Here is a 15,789-nt window from a genome sequence, read left to right on the forward strand (position 1 = left end):
TCCTGTCAGGGGCGGTCCGGGCCCGGTCGGTCAGGGCGCGGTCAGCGGGGAGTACGCGCCCGGCGCGCGGTCCCGGTAGAACTGCCAGCGGTCGCGGACCTCGCGCAGCTTGGCCAGGTCGAGGTCGCGCACGACGAGTTCGGTCTCCTTGTCGCTCGCGACCTCGCCGACGAACTGGGCCTCGGGGTCGACGAAGTAGGAGGTGCCGTAGAAGTCGTTGTCGCCGTACTCCTCTACGCCGACGCGGTTGATGGCGCCCACGAAGTACTCGTTGGCGACGGCCGCCGCCGGCTGCTCCAGCTGCCACAGGTAGCCGGAGAGGCCGCGGGAGGTGGCCGACGGGTTGAAAACGACCTCGGCGCCCGCCAGGCCCAGCGCCCGCCAGCCCTCCGGGAAGTGCCGGTCGTAGCAGATGTACACGCCGACCCTGCCGACGGCGGTGTCGAAGACCGGCCAGCCGGAGTTGCCGGGGCGGAAGTAGAACTTCTCCCAGAAGCCCCGCACCTGCGGGATGTGGGTCTTGCGGTACTTGCCGAGGTAGGAGCCGTCGGCGTCGAGCACGGCGGCGGTGTTGTAGAGGACGCCGGGCTGCTCCTCCTCGTACATCGGCAGCACCAGGACGATGCCGTGTTCGCGGGCGAGCCGCTGGAAGCGCTCGACGACCGGGCCGTCGGGGATGCGCTCGGCGTAGGCGTAGAACTCGGGGTCCTGGACCTGGCAGAAGTACGGGCCGTAGAACAGCTCCTGGAAGCACAGCACTTGGGCCCCTTGCGCGGCGGCGTCGCGGACCGCCTGCTCGTGGACCTGGATCATCGATTCCTTGTCGCCCGTCCAGGCGGTCTGGAAGAGCGCGGCACGGATCACTCGGCTCATCTTCGGCCTCCACTCGCTCGGTGTGGCGCTGCGTGTGGGGCGAGCCTAGGGAGCGCGGACGGCGGGTTCGACTGGCACGGTGTCACGTCTGCCGGGGTCGGGCATTGCACGGTGTCACCCCTGCTGTGCGTCGTGGGCGAGGAGCGCGATGTGGACGGAGGCGGCCTGTTCGAAGTCGTCGAGGTCGACGCCGAGGCGGCCCTGTATCGCCTCCAGCCTGCGGTAGAGGGCGGGCCGGGAGACGTGGTGGAGCTGGGCGGTGCGGGACTTGTTGCGGCCGGTGGCGAGGTAGGTGCGCAGCACGCCCAGCAGGTCCTCGTCGGGGCCTTGCAGCAGGCCGTTCAGCTCCCGCTCGGCGAAGGACTGGACGTGCGGGTCGTCGCGCAGCAGCCGGACCAGTCCGCGCAGGTGGACGTCGCGCAGGCGCACCACGGGCGGCAGGTCGAGGGCGGCCGGGGAGTCGGCCACGGCGTCGGCGACGTGCTGGGCCTCGCGCAGGCCGGCCGGTACACCGGCCCAGTCGGTGCGGGCGTCGGCCGCCGCGACGACGGTGCGCGCGGCGCCCGGTTCCGACCGCAGCCGGGCGGCGAAGTGGGCGGTCAGCGCTGTGGCGTCCTGGTCGGGGGCGAGGCTGAGCAGGACGGCGACCCGGTCGTCGGCGAGCCCGGCGGCGATCCCGGACAGGCCCAGCAGCCGCAGCACCCGGTCGAGACGTGCGGTGTCGCGCCCGCGGACGACGAGCGGGACGAAGACCCGGCGGTTGACCGGCAGCCCGGCGGCGCGCGCCCGGGGAAGCATGTGCCGCGCCGGGACGGCGCCGCTGACCAGGTCGGTGAGCAGACTCCGGGCGGACTGCTCCTCCCAGGAGTCCCAGGAGCCGCCGGGGCCGCCGGTGTGCGTGCCGTCGCCGCCGAGCATGCGGTGCAGTACGAGCGCCTCGGCGGCGCGCTCGGCCAGCAGCCGCCCCGCGGCCCGGTCGCCGTGGTAGCCGCACAGCACCAGCCGGCCCCACCGCTCCCCCCGGCAGGTCAGTTCGGCGCGGATCCAGCCGTCGGCGGTGCCGGCCCCGGCCTGGCGGGCGATGCGCTCCCAGTCCCGGAGCACGTCGTCGACCGCGGGCCGCTCCCCCGCCGTGGCGAGGACGCGGTGGGCGAGGTTGGTGACGACGACCGGACAGCCCCCGTGCCGGGCGACCTCGTCGAGCAGGCGCTGCACCGGGGCGCCCGCGGTGATCAGGCCGGTCAGTTCGGTGCGTACGGCTTCGGAGAGGCTGACGGCGGCGAACTTGCGCCGCAGCAGCCGGGACTGCACCTCCTCGGTCAGCTCGGCGAAGGGGAACGGCCGGTGCAGAACGACCATGGGCAGCCCGCACCGCTCGGCCGCCCGGCGCATCACGTCCGGCGGGGCGGGGAAGGCGCGGCCGAGGCCGAGCACGACGGCCGCCGCCTCCGCCCGGTCCAGGGAGCGGATGTACTCGCCCTGCTTGCCCTCGTCACCGGCGAGCAGCACACCGGTGGTGAGGACCATCTCGCCCCCGCTGAGCATCACGCCGACGTCGGCGGCCTCGGCCACGTGCACCCAGCGCACCGGCCGGTCGAGCCGGTGCGCACCGGCCACCACCTCGGGCTGTCCGGCCAGCACCCGCTCCAGGCCGAGGACCTGACGGACCGACAGGGCGGGTTCCCAGGGCTGCTGCCGCAGGGTGACGGGGGTGTCCGGGGTGGAGGTCATGGCGGCGGTTCCTCTGCTCGGGACGCTGCTGTCAGATGCTCCGCAGGGCGCGTTCGAGGATCGCCGCGCCCTCCTCGGCCTCCGCGACGGTGAGGGTCATCGGCGGCGCGACCCGCAGGGCGCTGGTGCTGTGGCCGCCGCCCTTGCCGATGAGCAGCCCGCCCGCGCGGGCCTCCTCCAGCACGGTGGCCGCTGCCTCGGGCGCCGCCTCGTCGGTGCCGGGCCGGGTCAGCTCGATGCCCAGCATCAGCCCGCGCCCGCGGACCTCCCGGACGTGCGGCACCTGGGCGGCGACCGCCCGCAGCCGTTCGAGGAGGAGTCCGCCGACGCGCCGGGCGTTGCCCTGGAGGTCGTGCTCCAGCAGGTACGTGAGGTTGGCGAGGCCGGCCGCCATGGTGACCTGGGTGCCGCCGAAGGTGGAGATGCTGTTGGCGTCCAGGCAGTTCATGATCTCGGCGCGGGCGACGACACCGCCGACGGACATGCCGTTGCCGATGCCCTTGGCGAAGGTGACGATGTCCGGCGGGCCGCTCCGCGCATGCGCCTGCCAGCCCCAGAAGTGGTCGCCGGTGCGGCCCCAGCCGGTCTGCACCTCGTCGGCGATCCAGAGGACGTCCCGCTCGTGCAGCACCTCGCGGAAGGCCGCGTACAGGCCGTCCGGCGGGGAGGTGAAGCCGCCGACGCCCTGGATCGGCTCGGCGATCAGCGCGGCGGGGGCGCGGGTGTGTCCGAGAAGGTCCGTGAGGTCGTCGACGCAGGCGGCGATGAAGTCGCGGTCGTCCAGGTGCGCGTAGGGGCCGCGGGTGCGGACGCCGCCGTGGACGTAGAGCGTCTGGAGCGGGGAGAGCGAGGTCGGGGACCAGCTGCGGTTGCCGGTGATGCCGACGGAGCTGAAGGAGCGGCCGTGGTAGCTGTTGCGCATGGCCAGGATGGTGTTGCTGCGCCGGTAGGTGGTGGCGAGCAGCAGGGCGGTGTCGTTGGCCTCGGTGCCGGAGGTGGTGAAGAAGACGCGGGCGTCGGGGATGCCGGACACGTGGGCGATCCGCTCGGCGAGTTCGACCATGGGCCGGTTGAGGTAGAGGGTCGAGGAATGGATGATCCGTCCGGCCTGCTCGCTCACCGCCTTGGTCACCTCGGGCAGGGCGTGCGCGGTCATCGTGGTGAGGATGCCGCCGAAGAAGTCGAGGTACTTGTTGCCGGCGGCGTCCCAGACGTGCCGGCCCTCGCCGTGCGTGATCTCCAGCGGGTCCCCGTAGTACAGGGCGAGCCAGTCGGGCAGGACGGCGCGGTGGCGGCCGAACAGGTCCTTGGTCACGGCCGCACCAGCCCTTCGTAGGCGTCGGGGCGGCGGTCGCGGTAGAAGGCCCACTGCTGCCGCACCTCGTCGATGAGGCCGAAGTCCAGGTCGCGGACGACGAGTTCCTCCTTGGTGTCGCTGGCCCGCTCGCCGACGAACTGCCCGCGCGGGTCGACGAAGTACGACGTCCCGTAGAAGTCGTTGTCGCCGTACTCCTCCTGTCCGACCCGGTTGATCGCGGCGACGAAGTACTCGTTGGCGACGGCCGCCGCGGGCTGTTCGAGCTGCCACAGGTGGGCGGAGAGTCCGCGGTGGGTGGCGGAGGGGTTGTAGACGAGCTGGGCGCCGCCGAGGCCGAGTTGGCGCCAGCCCTCCGGGAAGTGCCGGTCGTAGCAGATGTAGACGCCGATCCTGCCGACGGCGGTGTCGAAGACCGGCCAGCCGAGGTTGCCGGGGCGGAAGTAGAACTTCTCCCAGAATCCCTTGACCTGCGGGATGTGGTGCTTGCGGTACGTCCCGAGGACGGTGCCGTCGGCGTCGATCACGGCGGCGGTGTTGTAGTAGAAGCCGGACTGCTCGACCTCGAAGACGGGGACGACGATCACCATGCCGGTCTCGCGGGCGAGCTCCTGCATGCGGCGGGTGGTCGGGCCGTCGGGCACCGGCTCGGCCCAGCGGTAGTGCTCGGGGTCCTGGACCTGGCAGAAGTAGGGGGCGTTGAAGACTTCCTGGAAGCCGATGACCTTGGCTCCCTGCCGGGCCGCCTCGCGGGCGTGCTCCTCGTGTTTCGCCACCATGGACTCGGTGTCGCCGGTCCAGGTGGCCTGGACGAGAGCGGCACGTACGACGTTGGCCATGAGCTGCTCCTTCGACGCGACGTCAGAGCCTCTACGCCCGTAGAGCGGGCCGTAGAGGGACGAACGTAAGCCTGGCCGGACGGGCTTGCCAAGACCATCGTCGCCACGGCGCGGTGTCGATCGCTTTTCGCACTCCTGTGGGTGAGTGGTGGGGACGGTGGGGTCACGGGGGCGGATTTCACGCGGTGAACCCGGCGACGCGCAGGGCGTGCACGAGGTCCCAGTGGCGTTCCTGGGATACGTCGTGCGCCGCCTCCAGCAGCAGCGGCACGAGTCTCTCCGGGTCCGGTGCGGCGCTGCGGGCGGCGTCCTCGGGGGTGCGGGAGCGGACGCAGGCGTCGAGGAGCGCGCGGGCCTCCCGGTGCCGGCCTTCGGCGACCAGGCCGACGACCGCCGCGCCGATCTCGGGGGCGGGCCGTACGACGCCCTGCCGCAGCACCTGCTCGGCGTCGGCCGCGCGCCCGGCGAGGGCCAGCGCGTCGGCCGCGGCGACCAGGGGGCCGGCGGGCAGCGAGGCGGTCTCCCACAGCAGGGTGGTCCAGTCGGCGCCGAGCCCGGCCCGTTCGAGCCGGGCGGCAAGCAGAGGGAAACGGGTGGCGGGCCCGAGGGCCGCCTCGGCCAGCAGCGCGTGCGCCTCCCCGCTCATCCCTGCGGCCCGCAGCCGCGCCACCCCCTCGACGACCGCGTCGACGGCGACCCGGTCTCCCTCCCCCGGCACCTCGGGGGCCCTCGGCACCGGCTGCTCCACCGTTTCATCGGCCCCCGCGAACCGCGCTCCGCGTGGCGTACGCCCGCCCGGCGCGGCCGGAACCGGCACCTGCTCGGGCACGACGGGGACCACGGGGCTCACGTCCGCTTCGACGCCCCCGGCGAAACGGGCACCTCCGCGGCGGCGTTTGCGCTGTTTGGGGGTGGGGGGCGGGGATGCGGCGGGGGTGGGGGCCGGGTTCGGGGGCGGGGTGCTGGGTGCGGGCGCGGCGGGACGGCGTCCGAAGTCCTCCGGTGGCGGCGTGGTGGGCGCGGGCGCGGCGGGACGGCGTCCGAAGTCCTCCGGTGGCGGCGTGGTGGGCGCGGGCTCGGCGGGATGGCGTCCGAAGTCCTCCGGTAGGGCGGAGCCATACGCGGGAGCGCCGTCCGTCGCCGTCCGAGCCGCGCCCCCGGGCACCCGGGGCACGCGATCGGGCGCGGACGCGTCGGAGGCGAGGGCGGGACCCTCGCGCGGCTCGGTGGGCGCGGAGCGCTGCGCGGGGGCGCCGAAGGCGGAGGCGGAGTCCTCGGCCCCCGGGGAGCGGTACAGGGGATCACCGTCCACCGGCATCCGGGACACTCCCCCGGGCGCGGGCCCGCCGAAGAGGGAGGCCGGGACCGACGGCGGCGCGGCGGGAGCGGGGCCGACGCCCCCCGGCCTTCTGGGCACACCCCCGGGCGCGGGCGCGCCGTGAGCCGAGTCGTCGATCGCCGCAGGGCGGTGCCCGGGAGCGCCTTCCCCCGGCCTCCCGGACACACCCCCGGGCACGGACGTGCCGAAGGCGGAGGCGGAGTCCTCGGGCTCCGCGGCGGGCGCGACGCGGTGCGCGGGGCCGACGCCCGCCGCCCTCCCGGACGCGTCCACGGCGGGGGCCGGGGCCTCGGGCCCTGCTGTGGGGGCGGAGACGTCGGCTCCCGGTGGGCCGGGCCGCGTGGGGCCGGTCGCCGGGGTGGGCGTGTCGCCGTCCACCCGGATGCCCCCGCTCCCCCGCCGGACGGCGTCCAGTGCCGTCAGCCGGGATCGGAGTTCGGTGCAGCGGGCCGTTGCCCGGGTGTGGTCGTCGTGGGCCCAGGCGAGGTCGAGCCGGAGGGAGGCGGCCGTCTCCGGGGTCGTGTCGGGGTGGGACAGCGTCCGGGTCAGCCGGGTCTCGCGTTCCGCGGCGTACCGCTGCTCGCGGAGCATGACGTCGAGCCGGTCCCGCAGGGCGTCGCGGGCGCCCGGCAGGGAGTCGTACGCAGTGAGCGCGGCGGCGTGCAGGGCGCGGGCCGGTTCCGTCTCAGCTTCCGCGGTGGCGGCACCGTACCGGCCGGCGAGGTCCTGGAGCAGGGCCTCCACCACGTCCCAGGGTGGGATCTCACGTCCGTCGAGACAGGCCCGCATGCCCTCGGGGTCGCGCTGCCAGAACACCCCGCACCAGCCGGCGCCCTGGTCCAGACGTGTCAGCAGTCCGGTCAGGTACCGGGTGAAGTTCCCGACCCGACCCGGCAGTTGTTCCACGGCCATGGTTCGACTCCCGCCCGACCGGAGGACTCCGGTCCGTCCGGTCACGTAGGGAACACCAGCCGTGTTACGGCGCCGCTACAGGGAGTTTTCGGGAAGGGGCGTCACCGCACCCTCACACCCCGGCGAGGACGCACAGCCCGGCCAGCTCGTCCATGGACAGCCCGAGCGCGCGGGCCAGCGCGGCCACCGTGAAGAACGCCGGGGTCGGCGCGCGGCCGGTCTCGATCTTGCGCAGCGTCTCGGCGGAGATGCCGGCCTCGGCGGCGACCTCCGTCATGCTCCGCTCGCCGCGGGCCTCACGCAGCAGCCGGCCGAGCCGCTCGCCGCGCTCGTGCTCTTCGGGGGTCAGAGGGGTGCGCACCATACCGTCATTGTAATACCGGCTTCCCGTACCGGACCCAATTCAAATACCGGTATAGTAATTGGCATGGTGGAGCTCAAGACAGACACATCGATCGACGCGATGCACACGGCCGGCCAGGTCGTCGCCCGCGCCCTGACCGCCGCCCGGAACGCGGCCGCCGTGGGCGTCTCCCTGCTGGAACTGGACGCGGTGGCGCACGGCGTACTGAAGGAGGCGGGGGCGGGCTCGCCGTTCCTCGGCTACCGGCCCTCCTTCGCGCCGACCCCCTTCCCGGCCGTCCTCTGCGCGTCGGTCAACGACGCGATCGTGCACGGCATCCCGGACGGCTACCGGCTGCGCGACGGCGACCTCGTCTCACTCGACTGCGGGGCCACGCTCGGCGGCTGGGCCGGCGACTCGGCCATCAGCTTCGTCGTCGGCACCCCGCGCCCGGCGGACGTGGCCCTGGTCGAGACCGCGGAACGGGCCCTCGCTGCGGGCATCGCGGCGGCCGTCGTGGGCCATCGCATCGGCGACATCTCGCACGCGATCGGCACGGTCTGCCGGGCGGGCGGCTACGGCATCATGGACGACTTCGGCGGCCACGGCATCGGCCGGCAGATGCACGAGGACCCGGGGGTACCCAACGAGGGCCGGCCGGGACGCGGACTCCCGCTGCGCCACGGCATGGTCCTCGCCATCGAGCCGATGCTGATCGCCGGCGGCCGGGACGACTACCACGCGGCCCCCGACGGCTGGACCCTGCGCACCAACGACGGCTCACGCGCGGCGCACGTGGAGCACACCGTGGCGATCACGGACAGCGGCCCGCGCGTCCTGACCGCACGGGACGCCCTTCAGGTCCGGTAGCCCCGGCCCCGGGTCCGCCCGCCTCCGCGGACATGCCCACCGGCACAGAACGTGTCATGTTGGGGCATGAGCGCACGCCGACCGGGTTACCCGGCCCCGGTACGCCGATCAGCGAAGCAGCGGAGGACCGGAAACGATGACCAGCGGCTTCATGGGCCCGGAGGGCGACCCGTTCGCGGAATTCCTGGCACGCTTCTTCGGCGGGCCGAAGCCCAGGCAGATCGACATCGGCAGGCTGCTCAGCCAGCCGGCCCGGGAGCTGGTGCGCGGCGCCGCCCAGTACGCGGCCGAGCACGGCAGCCGGGACCTGGACACGGAGCACCTGCTGCGGGCCGCGCTCGCCACCGAACCGACCCGGGGCCTGCTGAGCCGCGCCGGCGCCGACCCCGACTCGCTGGCGTCGCAGATCGACGAGCGGACCGGCCCGGCGCAGCACGCGCCGGGCGAGGCCCCGCCGCCGACGTCGCTCTCGCTGACCCCGGCCGTCAAGCGGGCGCTGCTGGACGCGCACGAACTGGCGCGGACGACCGGCACCGGGTACATCGGCCCGGAGCACGTGCTCAGCGCCCTGGCCGCCAACCCGGACTCGGCCGCCGGGCACATCCTGAACGCGGCCCGGTTCGCGCCCTCCGGCCTGCCCACGGAGTCGCCGGACGCCGGCAAGGCCCGCCCCGAGGGCGCACGGGCCACGAACACGCCGACGCTGGACAAGTACGGCCGCGACCTCACCGACCTTGCCCAGCAGGGCCGGATCGACCCGGTGATCGGGCGCGAGGACGAGATCGAGCAGACCGTCGAGGTGCTCTCCCGCCGCGGCAAGAACAACCCGGTGCTGATCGGTGACGCGGGCGTCGGCAAGACCGCCGTCGTGGAGGGGCTGGCGCAGCGCATCACCGACGCCGACGTCCCCGACGTACTGCTCGGCCGCCGCGTGGTCGCCCTGGACCTGACCGGCGTGGTCGCGGGCACCCGCTACCGGGGCGACTTCGAGGAGCGGATGAACAACATCGTCGGCGAGATCCGCGCCCACTCCGACGAGCTGATCGTCTTCATCGACGAGCTGCACACCGTGGTCGGCGCCGGCGGGGGCGGCGAGGGCGGTTCGATGGACGCCGGGAACATCCTCAAGCCGGCGCTGGCCCGGGGCGAGCTGCACGTCGTGGGCGCCACCACGCTGGAGGAGTACCGCAGGATCGAGAAGGACGCGGCGCTGGCCCGCCGCTTCCAGCCGATCCTGGTGCCCGAGCCCACCCCCGCGGACGCCATCGAGATCCTGCGCGGTCTGCGGGACCGCTACGAGGCCCACCACCAGGTCCGCTACACCGACGAGGCGCTGGTGGCGGCCGTGCAGATGTCCGACCGCTACCTCACCGACCGGCGGCTGCCGGACAAGGCGATCGACCTGATCGACCAGGCGGGCGCCCGCGTCCGGCTCCGGGCGCGCACCAAGGGCACGGACGTGCGGGCCATGGAGCGCGAGGTCGACCAGCTGCTCCGGGACAAGGACCAGGCGGTCGCGGACGAGCAGTACGAGCAGGCCACCCAGCTGCGCGACCGGATCGGCGAGCTGAAGCAGCGGATCACCGAGGCCGACGGCGCCGGTGAGGCCGACGAGGGGCTGAACCTGGTCGTCGGCACCGAGTCCATCGCCGAGGTGGTGTCCCGGCAGACCGGCATCCCGGTCAGCAGTCTCACCCAGGAGGAGAAGGACCGCCTGCTGGGCCTGGAGTCCCACCTGCACGAGCGCGTGGTCGGCCAGGAGGAGGCGGTGCGGGTGGTCTCCGACGCCGTGCTGCGCTCGCGCGCCGGGCTCTCCAGCCCCGACCGGCCGATCGGCAGCTTCCTCTTCCTCGGCCCGACCGGTGTCGGCAAGACGGAGCTGGCCCGGGCGCTGGCCGAGGCGCTGTTCGGCAGCGAGGACCGGATGGTCCGCCTCGACATGAGCGAGTACCAGGAGCGCCACACGGTCAGCCGCCTGGTGGGCGCCCCGCCCGGCTACGTGGGGCACGAGGAGGCCGGTCAGCTCACCGAGGTGGTGCGCCGGCACCCGTACTCGCTGCTCCTGCTGGACGAGGTGGAGAAGGCGCACCCCGACGTCTTCAACATCCTGCTCCAGGTCCTGGACGACGGCCGGCTGACCGACTCGCAGGGCAGGACCGTGGACTTCACCAACGCGGTCGTCGTGATGACCAGCAACCTGGGCTCCGACGTGATCACCCGGCGCGGCGCCGGTATCGGCTTCGGCGCCGCCGGCGCGGAGGCGGACGAGGAGGCGCGGCGCGAGCAGGTCATGCGCCCGCTGCGTGAGCACTTCCGGCCCGAGTTCCTGAACCGCGTCGACGAGATCGTGGTGTTCCGGCAGCTCAACGGCGAGCAGCTGCGGCAGATCACCAGCCTGCTCCTGGAACAGACCCGCCGCATGGTCCGCGCGCAGGGCATCACCGTCGACTTCACCGACGCGGCGGTGGACTGGCTCGCCGAGCGCGGCTACCAGCCGGAGTACGGCGCCCGTCCGCTGCGCCGCACCATCCAGCGCGAGGTCGACAACGAGCTGTCCCGGCTGCTGCTCGACGGCCGGGTCGCGGAGGGCGGCCGGGTGACGGTCGACGTCGAGGACGGGCGGCTGGCGTTCCGGACGCCGCAGCGGCCCGTCCCCGACCTGTGATCCGCGCTACCGCTGCCGCGTGGGCCACACCACCATCGCCGAGCCGCCGCCGCGCCGCTCCTTCTCGGCGGCGGCCAGCCACTTGCCGCCCGGCAGCCGCTGCACGCCGGTCGCGGCGCCGATCTCCGGGTTCTCCTTGAAGGAGTGCCCGAGCGCCTCGAGACGCCCCCGCAACCCGCTGTCGTAGAGGCGGGGTTCGAGTTCGGTCTGGGCCGCGTTGCGCTGGCTGGCGCGCGGGGCGGCGATCGCGTCCACCAGGGGCAGCCCACGGTCGATGACGCCGGTGAGCGTCTGGAGCACGGTGGTGATGATGGTGGCCCCGCCGGGTGACCCGACCGCCACGACCGGCTCGTGGTGCCGGTCCAGGACGATGGTCGGGGCGATCGAGGACCGCGGGCGCTTGCCGGGCCCGGGCAGGTTCGGGTCGTGGACGGCCGGGTTCGCCGGGGCGAAGGAGAAGTCCGTCAGCTCGTTGTTGAGCAGGAAGCCGCGGCCGGGCACGGTGATGCCGCTGCCGCCGGTCTGCTCGATGGTGAGCGTGTAGGCGACGACGTTCCCCCACTTGTCGGCCACGGTCAGGTGCGTGGTGTTCTCGCCCTCGTACGTCGTCGGCGCCGCCCTGCCGCCGGCCGCGCAGGCGGCGGGGTGCCGGGGGTCGCCGGGCGCGAGGGGGCTGGTGAGCGCCGCGTCGTCCTTGATCAGGCATGCGCGCGAGTCGGCGTACCGCTGCGAGAGCAGTTCCCTCGTCGGTACGTCCTCGAAGGCGGGGTCGCCGACCCAGCGGCCCCGGTCGGCGAAGGAGATGCGGCTGGCCTCGATGAAGCGGTGCAGGTACTGCGCCTTGCTCGCCTCGGAGAGGTCGGTGCGCTCCAGGATGTTCAGCGCCTCGCCGACCGTGGTGCCGCCGGAGGAGGAGGGCGCGATGGAGTACACGTTCAGACCGCGGTACGAGGTCCTGGTGGGCGCCTGGAACTTGGCCTCGTAGGCGGCGAGGTCCTTGGCGGACAGGTCGCCGGGGCGGGCGTTCCAGCCGGAGTCCGGGTCGACGGGCGGCTCGTTGACGGTGTCGACGATGTCGTCGGCCAGGTCGCCGCGGTAGAGCGCGTCGACGCCCTCACGGCCCAGCTCCCGGTAGGTGCGGGCCAGGTCCGGGTTCTTGAACGTGGAGCCGACGACGGGGAGTTGTCCGCCGGGCAGGAACAGCTCCGCGGTGTCCGGGAAGTAGCGGAACCGCTGCTCGTTGGCGGCGGTCTGGGAGCGGAAGGTGTCGTCGACGGTGAAGCCCTGCCGGGCCAGGCGCTCGGCGGGCCTGAGCACGGAGCCGAGCCCCCGGCTGCCCCACCGGTCGAGCGCCGCCTGCCAGGTGGCGGGCGTGCCGGGGGTGCCGACGGCGAGGCCGCTGCTGACGGCGTCGGCGAAGGCGATCGGCTTGCCGTTCTCCGTGAAGAGCTTCTCGTCGGCGGTCAGCGGCGCGGTCTCGCGGCCGTCGATGGTGCGCACCGTGCGGGACTTGGCGTCGTAGTAGACGAAGTACCCGCCGCCGCCGACCCCGGCGGAGTAAGGCTCGGTGACTCCGAGCGCGGCCGCGGTGGCCACGGCGGCGTCGACGGCGTTGCCGCCCTTGCGCAGCACCTCGATGCCGGCGGCGGAGGCGTCCGGGTCGACACTGGCGACCGCGCCCCCGTACCCGACGGCGACCGGGGTCTTCGGGGAGCCGGGGCCGGCCTGGGGCGTGGGCGGCGCCGCGGCCCCCACCGACACCACGGCGGCCGAGACCGCCAGGACCGTCAGATTCCGTGCGACAGGGCGACGCATCCGCACCTCCAGGGAAAGGCCGTTCGGGCAGCTTAGTTGATCGTCATGGTCGCGTCAGGAGCACAGAGGCCGTCGTCGGCGGCGCCGCCACCCGAGCGGGTGGCCCGGTGGCCCGTCGAACATGGGTACGCCGACGCCCGCTAGCATGCGCGCCCATGACTGACGACGTACGCAACATCGTCCTGGGCGTGGTCGCGGCCGGCATCAGCGCCGCGCTGGGCTGGTTCACCCGCACGTACCTGTCCAAGCGCAGACTCCGCCGCAAGCAGGCGTTCTTCGGGCTGCCGGACAGCTCCGAGTCGCTGCTGGTCGTCAACCGGGACCCGGCCGCCACCGAACCGGCGGTCCACCGCTTCGACGTCTTCGCGCTGCTGGAGCTGGCGGCACTGATCAAGGACTGCGGCGCGCACATGCAGGTGGTCACGCAGGACATGGTCGGGCAGGGCTTCGGCGAGCGCACGGAGTTCTGCGTGGGCGGCCCCGGCTCGAACCGGCGCATGGTCGCCCACATGGCGGCCATGCTGCCCGGGGTGCGGGTCAACGTCGACCCCGAGCCCGGTCCGGACCGCGGCGCCTTCCAGATCGGCAGCGAGCGCTACCGACTGGACGCGGGCATCACGGAGTACGTCCTGCTGGCCCGCCTCACCGCCGGGGACAGGCGCGAGGCCCGGCCCGCCTTCCTGTTCTGCGGACAGCGGGCGATCACCAACCAGGCCGCCACCCGCTACCTCGCCCGGCACCACGAGAAGCTGGCCCGCAAACACGGCACCAGCTCCTTCGTGCTGCTGCTGAAGGTGGTCAACTCCCAGGCGTACGGACCGGACGTCGTCGAACTCGTGGGGGACGTCACCCGGGCGGCGACCAGCCCCCTGCCGACACCGGCACCGACGTCCCGCAACTCCCACCGGGCGTAAGGGGTGGGTGCAGCTGACCTTCTCCTCGCCCGCGGACACCCTTGCGTGGTGTCCGCCGTGGAGCGCGAGCAGTGATCTCCGGCTGCACTCTGCGATTCCCCCTGGCCGTTCGTGTGCCCTGACCACAGCAACGTACCGAGACAAACGGCATGCATGCCAACGACACGCACTATTCGGGCATTAGCCCCTTTTAAGGCGATTATCGGGCTGAGGGTTCACGCCTCGGCGACCTCGCCGTACAGCTGCGAGAGTTCGGGCACCCCGTCCGCCGCCCACGCGTGCCCGGACGCCACCACGTCGAACTCCCGGCCCGAGGCGAGCCGGACGACGGGCTGGCCGTCGGACCGGATGGCCCAGAGGGCTCCCGGGACGGTCCGCACGATCACCGTGCCGAGGTACAGACCGGCGTCGTTGCCCAGCCAGGTCTGGATCTCCTCGTCGCTGCGCCAGCGGGGCAGGATCTGGTCCAACTGCTCCAACGAGACTGCGGAGTCGTCGAGTCGGACCCCCTCCCGCAAGGCCTGCGAGCGCAGCAGATCACAGTCGGCGAGCAGCTCGCCGATTCCCTCGGCGTCATGCGCCCGGGGATCTTCGCGCCGCTTGCCCAGGAAGGGGAAGTTCATACCTCCACACTGTCATTCGTACCGCCCCGCGCACCACAGGGCGCGCAGCCCGGCGCGCTCACACGCCGAGGTCGACCACGACCGGCGCGTGGTCCGAGGCGCCCTTGCCCTTGCGCTCCTCGCGGTCGACGTAGGAGTCGGTGACGGCCTTGGCGAAGGGCTCGTTCCCGTAGACCAGGTCGATGCGCATGCCGCGGTTCTTGGGGAAGCAGAGCTGGCGGTAGTCCCAGTACGTGAACGGGACGTCGTACTTCAGCGGGCGCGGGACCACGTCGGACAGGCCGGCCCCGCGCAGGGAGGCGAGGGCGGCGCGCTCGGCGGGGGTGACGTGGGTGGCGCCCTCGAAGGCGGCGCGGTCGTAGACGTCGTCGTCGGACGGCGCGACGTTGTAGTCGCCCATCACCGCGAACGGCCGGTCGCCGGCGGCGTCGCCCTCGACGGCCGCGCGCAGCGCCTCGAACCACTGGAGCTTGTAGGCGTAGTGCGGGTGGTCCACCTCGCGGCCGTTGGGCACGTAGACCGACCAGACGCGGACCGGGCCGCAGGTGGCGGAGATCGCGCGGGGCTCCTGGACGCCCTCGTAGCCCGGGTCGCCGGGCAGGCCCTTGACCACGTCGGTGAGGCCGACGCGGGAGAGCACCGCCACCCCGTTCCACCGGCCGGTGGCGTGTACGGCGGCCTCGTAGCCCGCCTCACGCAGCTCGTCGAAGGGGAACTGCGCCTCGGCGACCTTGGCCTCCTGGAGGCACAGCACGTCGGTGCCGCTGCTCTCCAGCCAGGCGAGGAGCCTCGGCAGGCGGGCGGTGATCGAGTTCACGTTCCAGGTCGCGATGCGCATGTCCCACAACCTACCGGGCGGCACTGACAACCCGGCCCCGGGCCGTGGGGGCGGGGCCGTGGGGGCCGTCAGAGCCGCGCGGAGCCGCCCGGGGCCAGCCGCAGGTGCTCGGCGCCGCCCAGCTCGCCGATCTGCCGGTCGTAGATCGGGCGGGCGAGGTCGGTGAGGAGCGCGTCGTGGATGTCGTAGGCGCGCTGCGGCTTCACCTCACGGACGTAGTCGATGACCTCGGCGATCTTGTTCCAGGGGGCCATGACGGGGAGCATCAGCGTCTCGACCGCCTGGTCGGGGACGGTGAGCGCGTCGCCGGGGTGGAAGACCCTGCCGCCGTCCAGGAGGAAGCCGACGTTGGTGATGCGCGGGATGTCCGGGTGGATCACGGCGTGCAGCTCGCCGTGGACCTGGACGTCGAATCCGGCGGCGGTGAACGTGTCGCCGTGGCCGACGGTGTGCACGCGGCCCGGGAACGCCGCCGAGATCTTCTCCGCGACGGACTTCAGCGTCCAGATCTCGGCGGCCGGGTTGTCCTCCATCGCGGCCCGCAGCCGCCGCTCGTCGAAGTGGTCGGGGTGCTCGTGGGTGACGAGAACGGCGTCCGCGCCGAGGGCGGCGTCCTCCTCGCTGAATCCGCCGGGGTCCAGGACGAGCGTCCGCCCGTCCTTTTCGAGGCGGACGCAGGCGTGCGACTTCTTGGTGAGCTTCATGACTCCAT

The 15,789-nt window shown here is 73.4% G+C and carries 13 protein-coding genes; 3 read left to right on the forward strand and 10 right to left on the reverse strand.

The features are described from left to right. Nucleotides 1-30: 30 nt before the first annotated feature. The 6 genes from ACFW01_RS34245 to ACFW01_RS34270 form a co-directional block, all read right to left on the reverse strand. The gene (locus ACFW01_RS34245) at nucleotides 31-873 is read right to left on the reverse strand and encodes a nitrilase-related carbon-nitrogen hydrolase (protein ID WP_234961372.1); all 843 of its coding nucleotides are present in this window, start codon (nucleotides 871-873) and stop codon (nucleotides 31-33) included. A 114-nt stretch (nucleotides 874-987) separates the two neighbouring features. Next, a complete protein-coding gene (locus tag ACFW01_RS34250) occupies nucleotides 988-2,604 on the reverse strand; it encodes a PucR family transcriptional regulator (protein WP_384510175.1) in 1,617 nt (538 codons plus the stop codon). Between the two features lie 31 nt (nucleotides 2,605-2,635). Next, entirely contained in the window at nucleotides 2,636-3,919 is a 1,284-nt protein-coding gene (locus tag ACFW01_RS34255) for an aspartate aminotransferase family protein (protein ID WP_234961374.1), read from the reverse strand. Beyond that, nucleotides 3,916-4,758, reverse strand: a complete 843-nt coding sequence (locus tag ACFW01_RS34260) for a nitrilase-related carbon-nitrogen hydrolase (RefSeq protein ID WP_122618870.1) — start codon at nucleotides 4,756-4,758, stop codon at nucleotides 3,916-3,918. The genes ACFW01_RS34255 and ACFW01_RS34260 overlap by 4 nt, the downstream gene beginning before the upstream one ends. A 178-nt stretch (nucleotides 4,759-4,936) precedes the next feature. Further along, complete coding sequence (locus ACFW01_RS34265) at nucleotides 4,937-7,009, reverse strand: hypothetical protein (RefSeq protein ID WP_384510179.1); 2,073 nt, start codon at nucleotides 7,007-7,009, stop codon at nucleotides 4,937-4,939. 112 nt (nucleotides 7,010-7,121) lie between these two features. Continuing rightward, nucleotides 7,122-7,373: a helix-turn-helix domain-containing protein gene (locus tag ACFW01_RS34270; RefSeq protein ID WP_064730573.1), complete on the reverse strand. Its 252-nt coding sequence runs from the start codon at nucleotides 7,371-7,373 to the stop codon at nucleotides 7,122-7,124. A gap of 63 nt (nucleotides 7,374-7,436) precedes the next feature. Between ACFW01_RS34270 and map the strand changes: the two genes are divergently transcribed. Beyond that, nucleotides 7,437-8,222 carry a type I methionyl aminopeptidase gene (gene map, locus ACFW01_RS34275; RefSeq protein ID WP_384510182.1) on the forward strand — a complete coding sequence of 262 codons (786 nt, stop codon included), beginning with the start codon at nucleotides 7,437-7,439 and terminating at the stop codon, nucleotides 8,220-8,222. Nucleotides 8,223-8,358: 136 nt separating this feature from the next. Continuing rightward, nucleotides 8,359-10,887, forward strand: coding sequence for an ATP-dependent Clp protease ATP-binding subunit (locus ACFW01_RS34280; RefSeq protein ID WP_384510185.1), 2,529 nt, complete (start codon nucleotides 8,359-8,361; stop codon nucleotides 10,885-10,887). 6 nt (nucleotides 10,888-10,893) lie between these two features. Here the strand turns inward: ACFW01_RS34280 and ggt are convergent, their stop codons facing one another. Further along, nucleotides 10,894-12,702: a gamma-glutamyltransferase gene (ggt, locus tag ACFW01_RS34285; RefSeq protein ID WP_384510188.1), complete on the reverse strand. Its 1,809-nt coding sequence runs from the start codon at nucleotides 12,700-12,702 to the stop codon at nucleotides 10,894-10,896. Between the two features lie 155 nt (nucleotides 12,703-12,857). Between ggt and ACFW01_RS34290 the strand changes: the two genes are divergently transcribed. After that, nucleotides 12,858-13,616: a hypothetical protein gene (locus tag ACFW01_RS34290; protein ID WP_384510191.1), complete on the forward strand. Its 759-nt coding sequence runs from the start codon at nucleotides 12,858-12,860 to the stop codon at nucleotides 13,614-13,616. 215 nt (nucleotides 13,617-13,831) lie between these two features. Here the strand turns inward: ACFW01_RS34290 and ACFW01_RS34295 are convergent, their stop codons facing one another. The 3 genes from ACFW01_RS34295 to ACFW01_RS34305 form a co-directional block, all read right to left on the reverse strand. Next, the gene (locus ACFW01_RS34295) at nucleotides 13,832-14,239 is read right to left on the reverse strand and encodes a DUF6278 family protein (RefSeq protein ID WP_234961380.1); all 408 of its coding nucleotides are present in this window, start codon (nucleotides 14,237-14,239) and stop codon (nucleotides 13,832-13,834) included. A gap of 58 nt (nucleotides 14,240-14,297) precedes the next feature. Beyond that, entirely contained in the window at nucleotides 14,298-15,077 is a 780-nt protein-coding gene (locus ACFW01_RS34300; protein ID WP_234961381.1) for an exodeoxyribonuclease III, read from the reverse strand. A gap of 68 nt (nucleotides 15,078-15,145) precedes the next feature. Next, nucleotides 15,146-15,781, reverse strand: coding sequence for an MBL fold metallo-hydrolase (locus ACFW01_RS34305; RefSeq protein WP_234961382.1), 636 nt, complete (start codon nucleotides 15,779-15,781; stop codon nucleotides 15,146-15,148). Nucleotides 15,782-15,789: the final 8 nt, after the last annotated feature.

Origin of the sequence: Streptomyces sp. NPDC058985 (assembly GCF_042740985.1) — a bacterium.
Lineage (GTDB): Bacteria > Actinomycetota > Actinomycetes > Streptomycetales > Streptomycetaceae > Streptomyces.

Excerpts from the sequence above, each read along its gene's own strand:
- ACFW01_RS34245 (WP_234961372.1), bottom strand. The coding sequence starts at position 873 with ATGAGCCGAGTGATCCGTGCCGCGCTCTTCCAGACCGCCTGGACGGGC.
- ACFW01_RS34250 (WP_384510175.1), bottom strand. The coding sequence starts at position 2,604 with ATGACCTCCACCCCGGACACCCCCGTCACCCTGCGGCAGCAGCCCTGG.
- ACFW01_RS34260 (WP_122618870.1), bottom strand. The coding sequence starts at position 4,758 with ATGGCCAACGTCGTACGTGCCGCTCTCGTCCAGGCCACCTGGACCGGC.
- ACFW01_RS34265 (WP_384510179.1), bottom strand. The coding sequence starts at position 7,009 with ATGGCCGTGGAACAACTGCCGGGTCGGGTCGGGAACTTCACCCGGTAC.
- ACFW01_RS34270 (WP_064730573.1), bottom strand. The coding sequence starts at position 7,373 with ATGGTGCGCACCCCTCTGACCCCCGAAGAGCACGAGCGCGGCGAGCGG.
- map (WP_384510182.1), top strand. The coding sequence starts at position 7,437 with ATGGTGGAGCTCAAGACAGACACATCGATCGACGCGATGCACACGGCC.
- ACFW01_RS34280 (WP_384510185.1), top strand. The coding sequence starts at position 8,359 with ATGACCAGCGGCTTCATGGGCCCGGAGGGCGACCCGTTCGCGGAATTC.
- ggt (WP_384510188.1), bottom strand. The coding sequence starts at position 12,702 with ATGCGTCGCCCTGTCGCACGGAATCTGACGGTCCTGGCGGTCTCGGCC.
- ACFW01_RS34290 (WP_384510191.1), top strand. The coding sequence starts at position 12,858 with ATGACTGACGACGTACGCAACATCGTCCTGGGCGTGGTCGCGGCCGGC.
- ACFW01_RS34295 (WP_234961380.1), bottom strand. The coding sequence starts at position 14,239 with ATGAACTTCCCCTTCCTGGGCAAGCGGCGCGAAGATCCCCGGGCGCAT.
- ACFW01_RS34300 (WP_234961381.1), bottom strand. The coding sequence starts at position 15,077 with ATGCGCATCGCGACCTGGAACGTGAACTCGATCACCGCCCGCCTGCCG.
- ACFW01_RS34305 (WP_234961382.1), bottom strand. The coding sequence starts at position 15,781 with ATGAAGCTCACCAAGAAGTCGCACGCCTGCGTCCGCCTCGAAAAGGAC.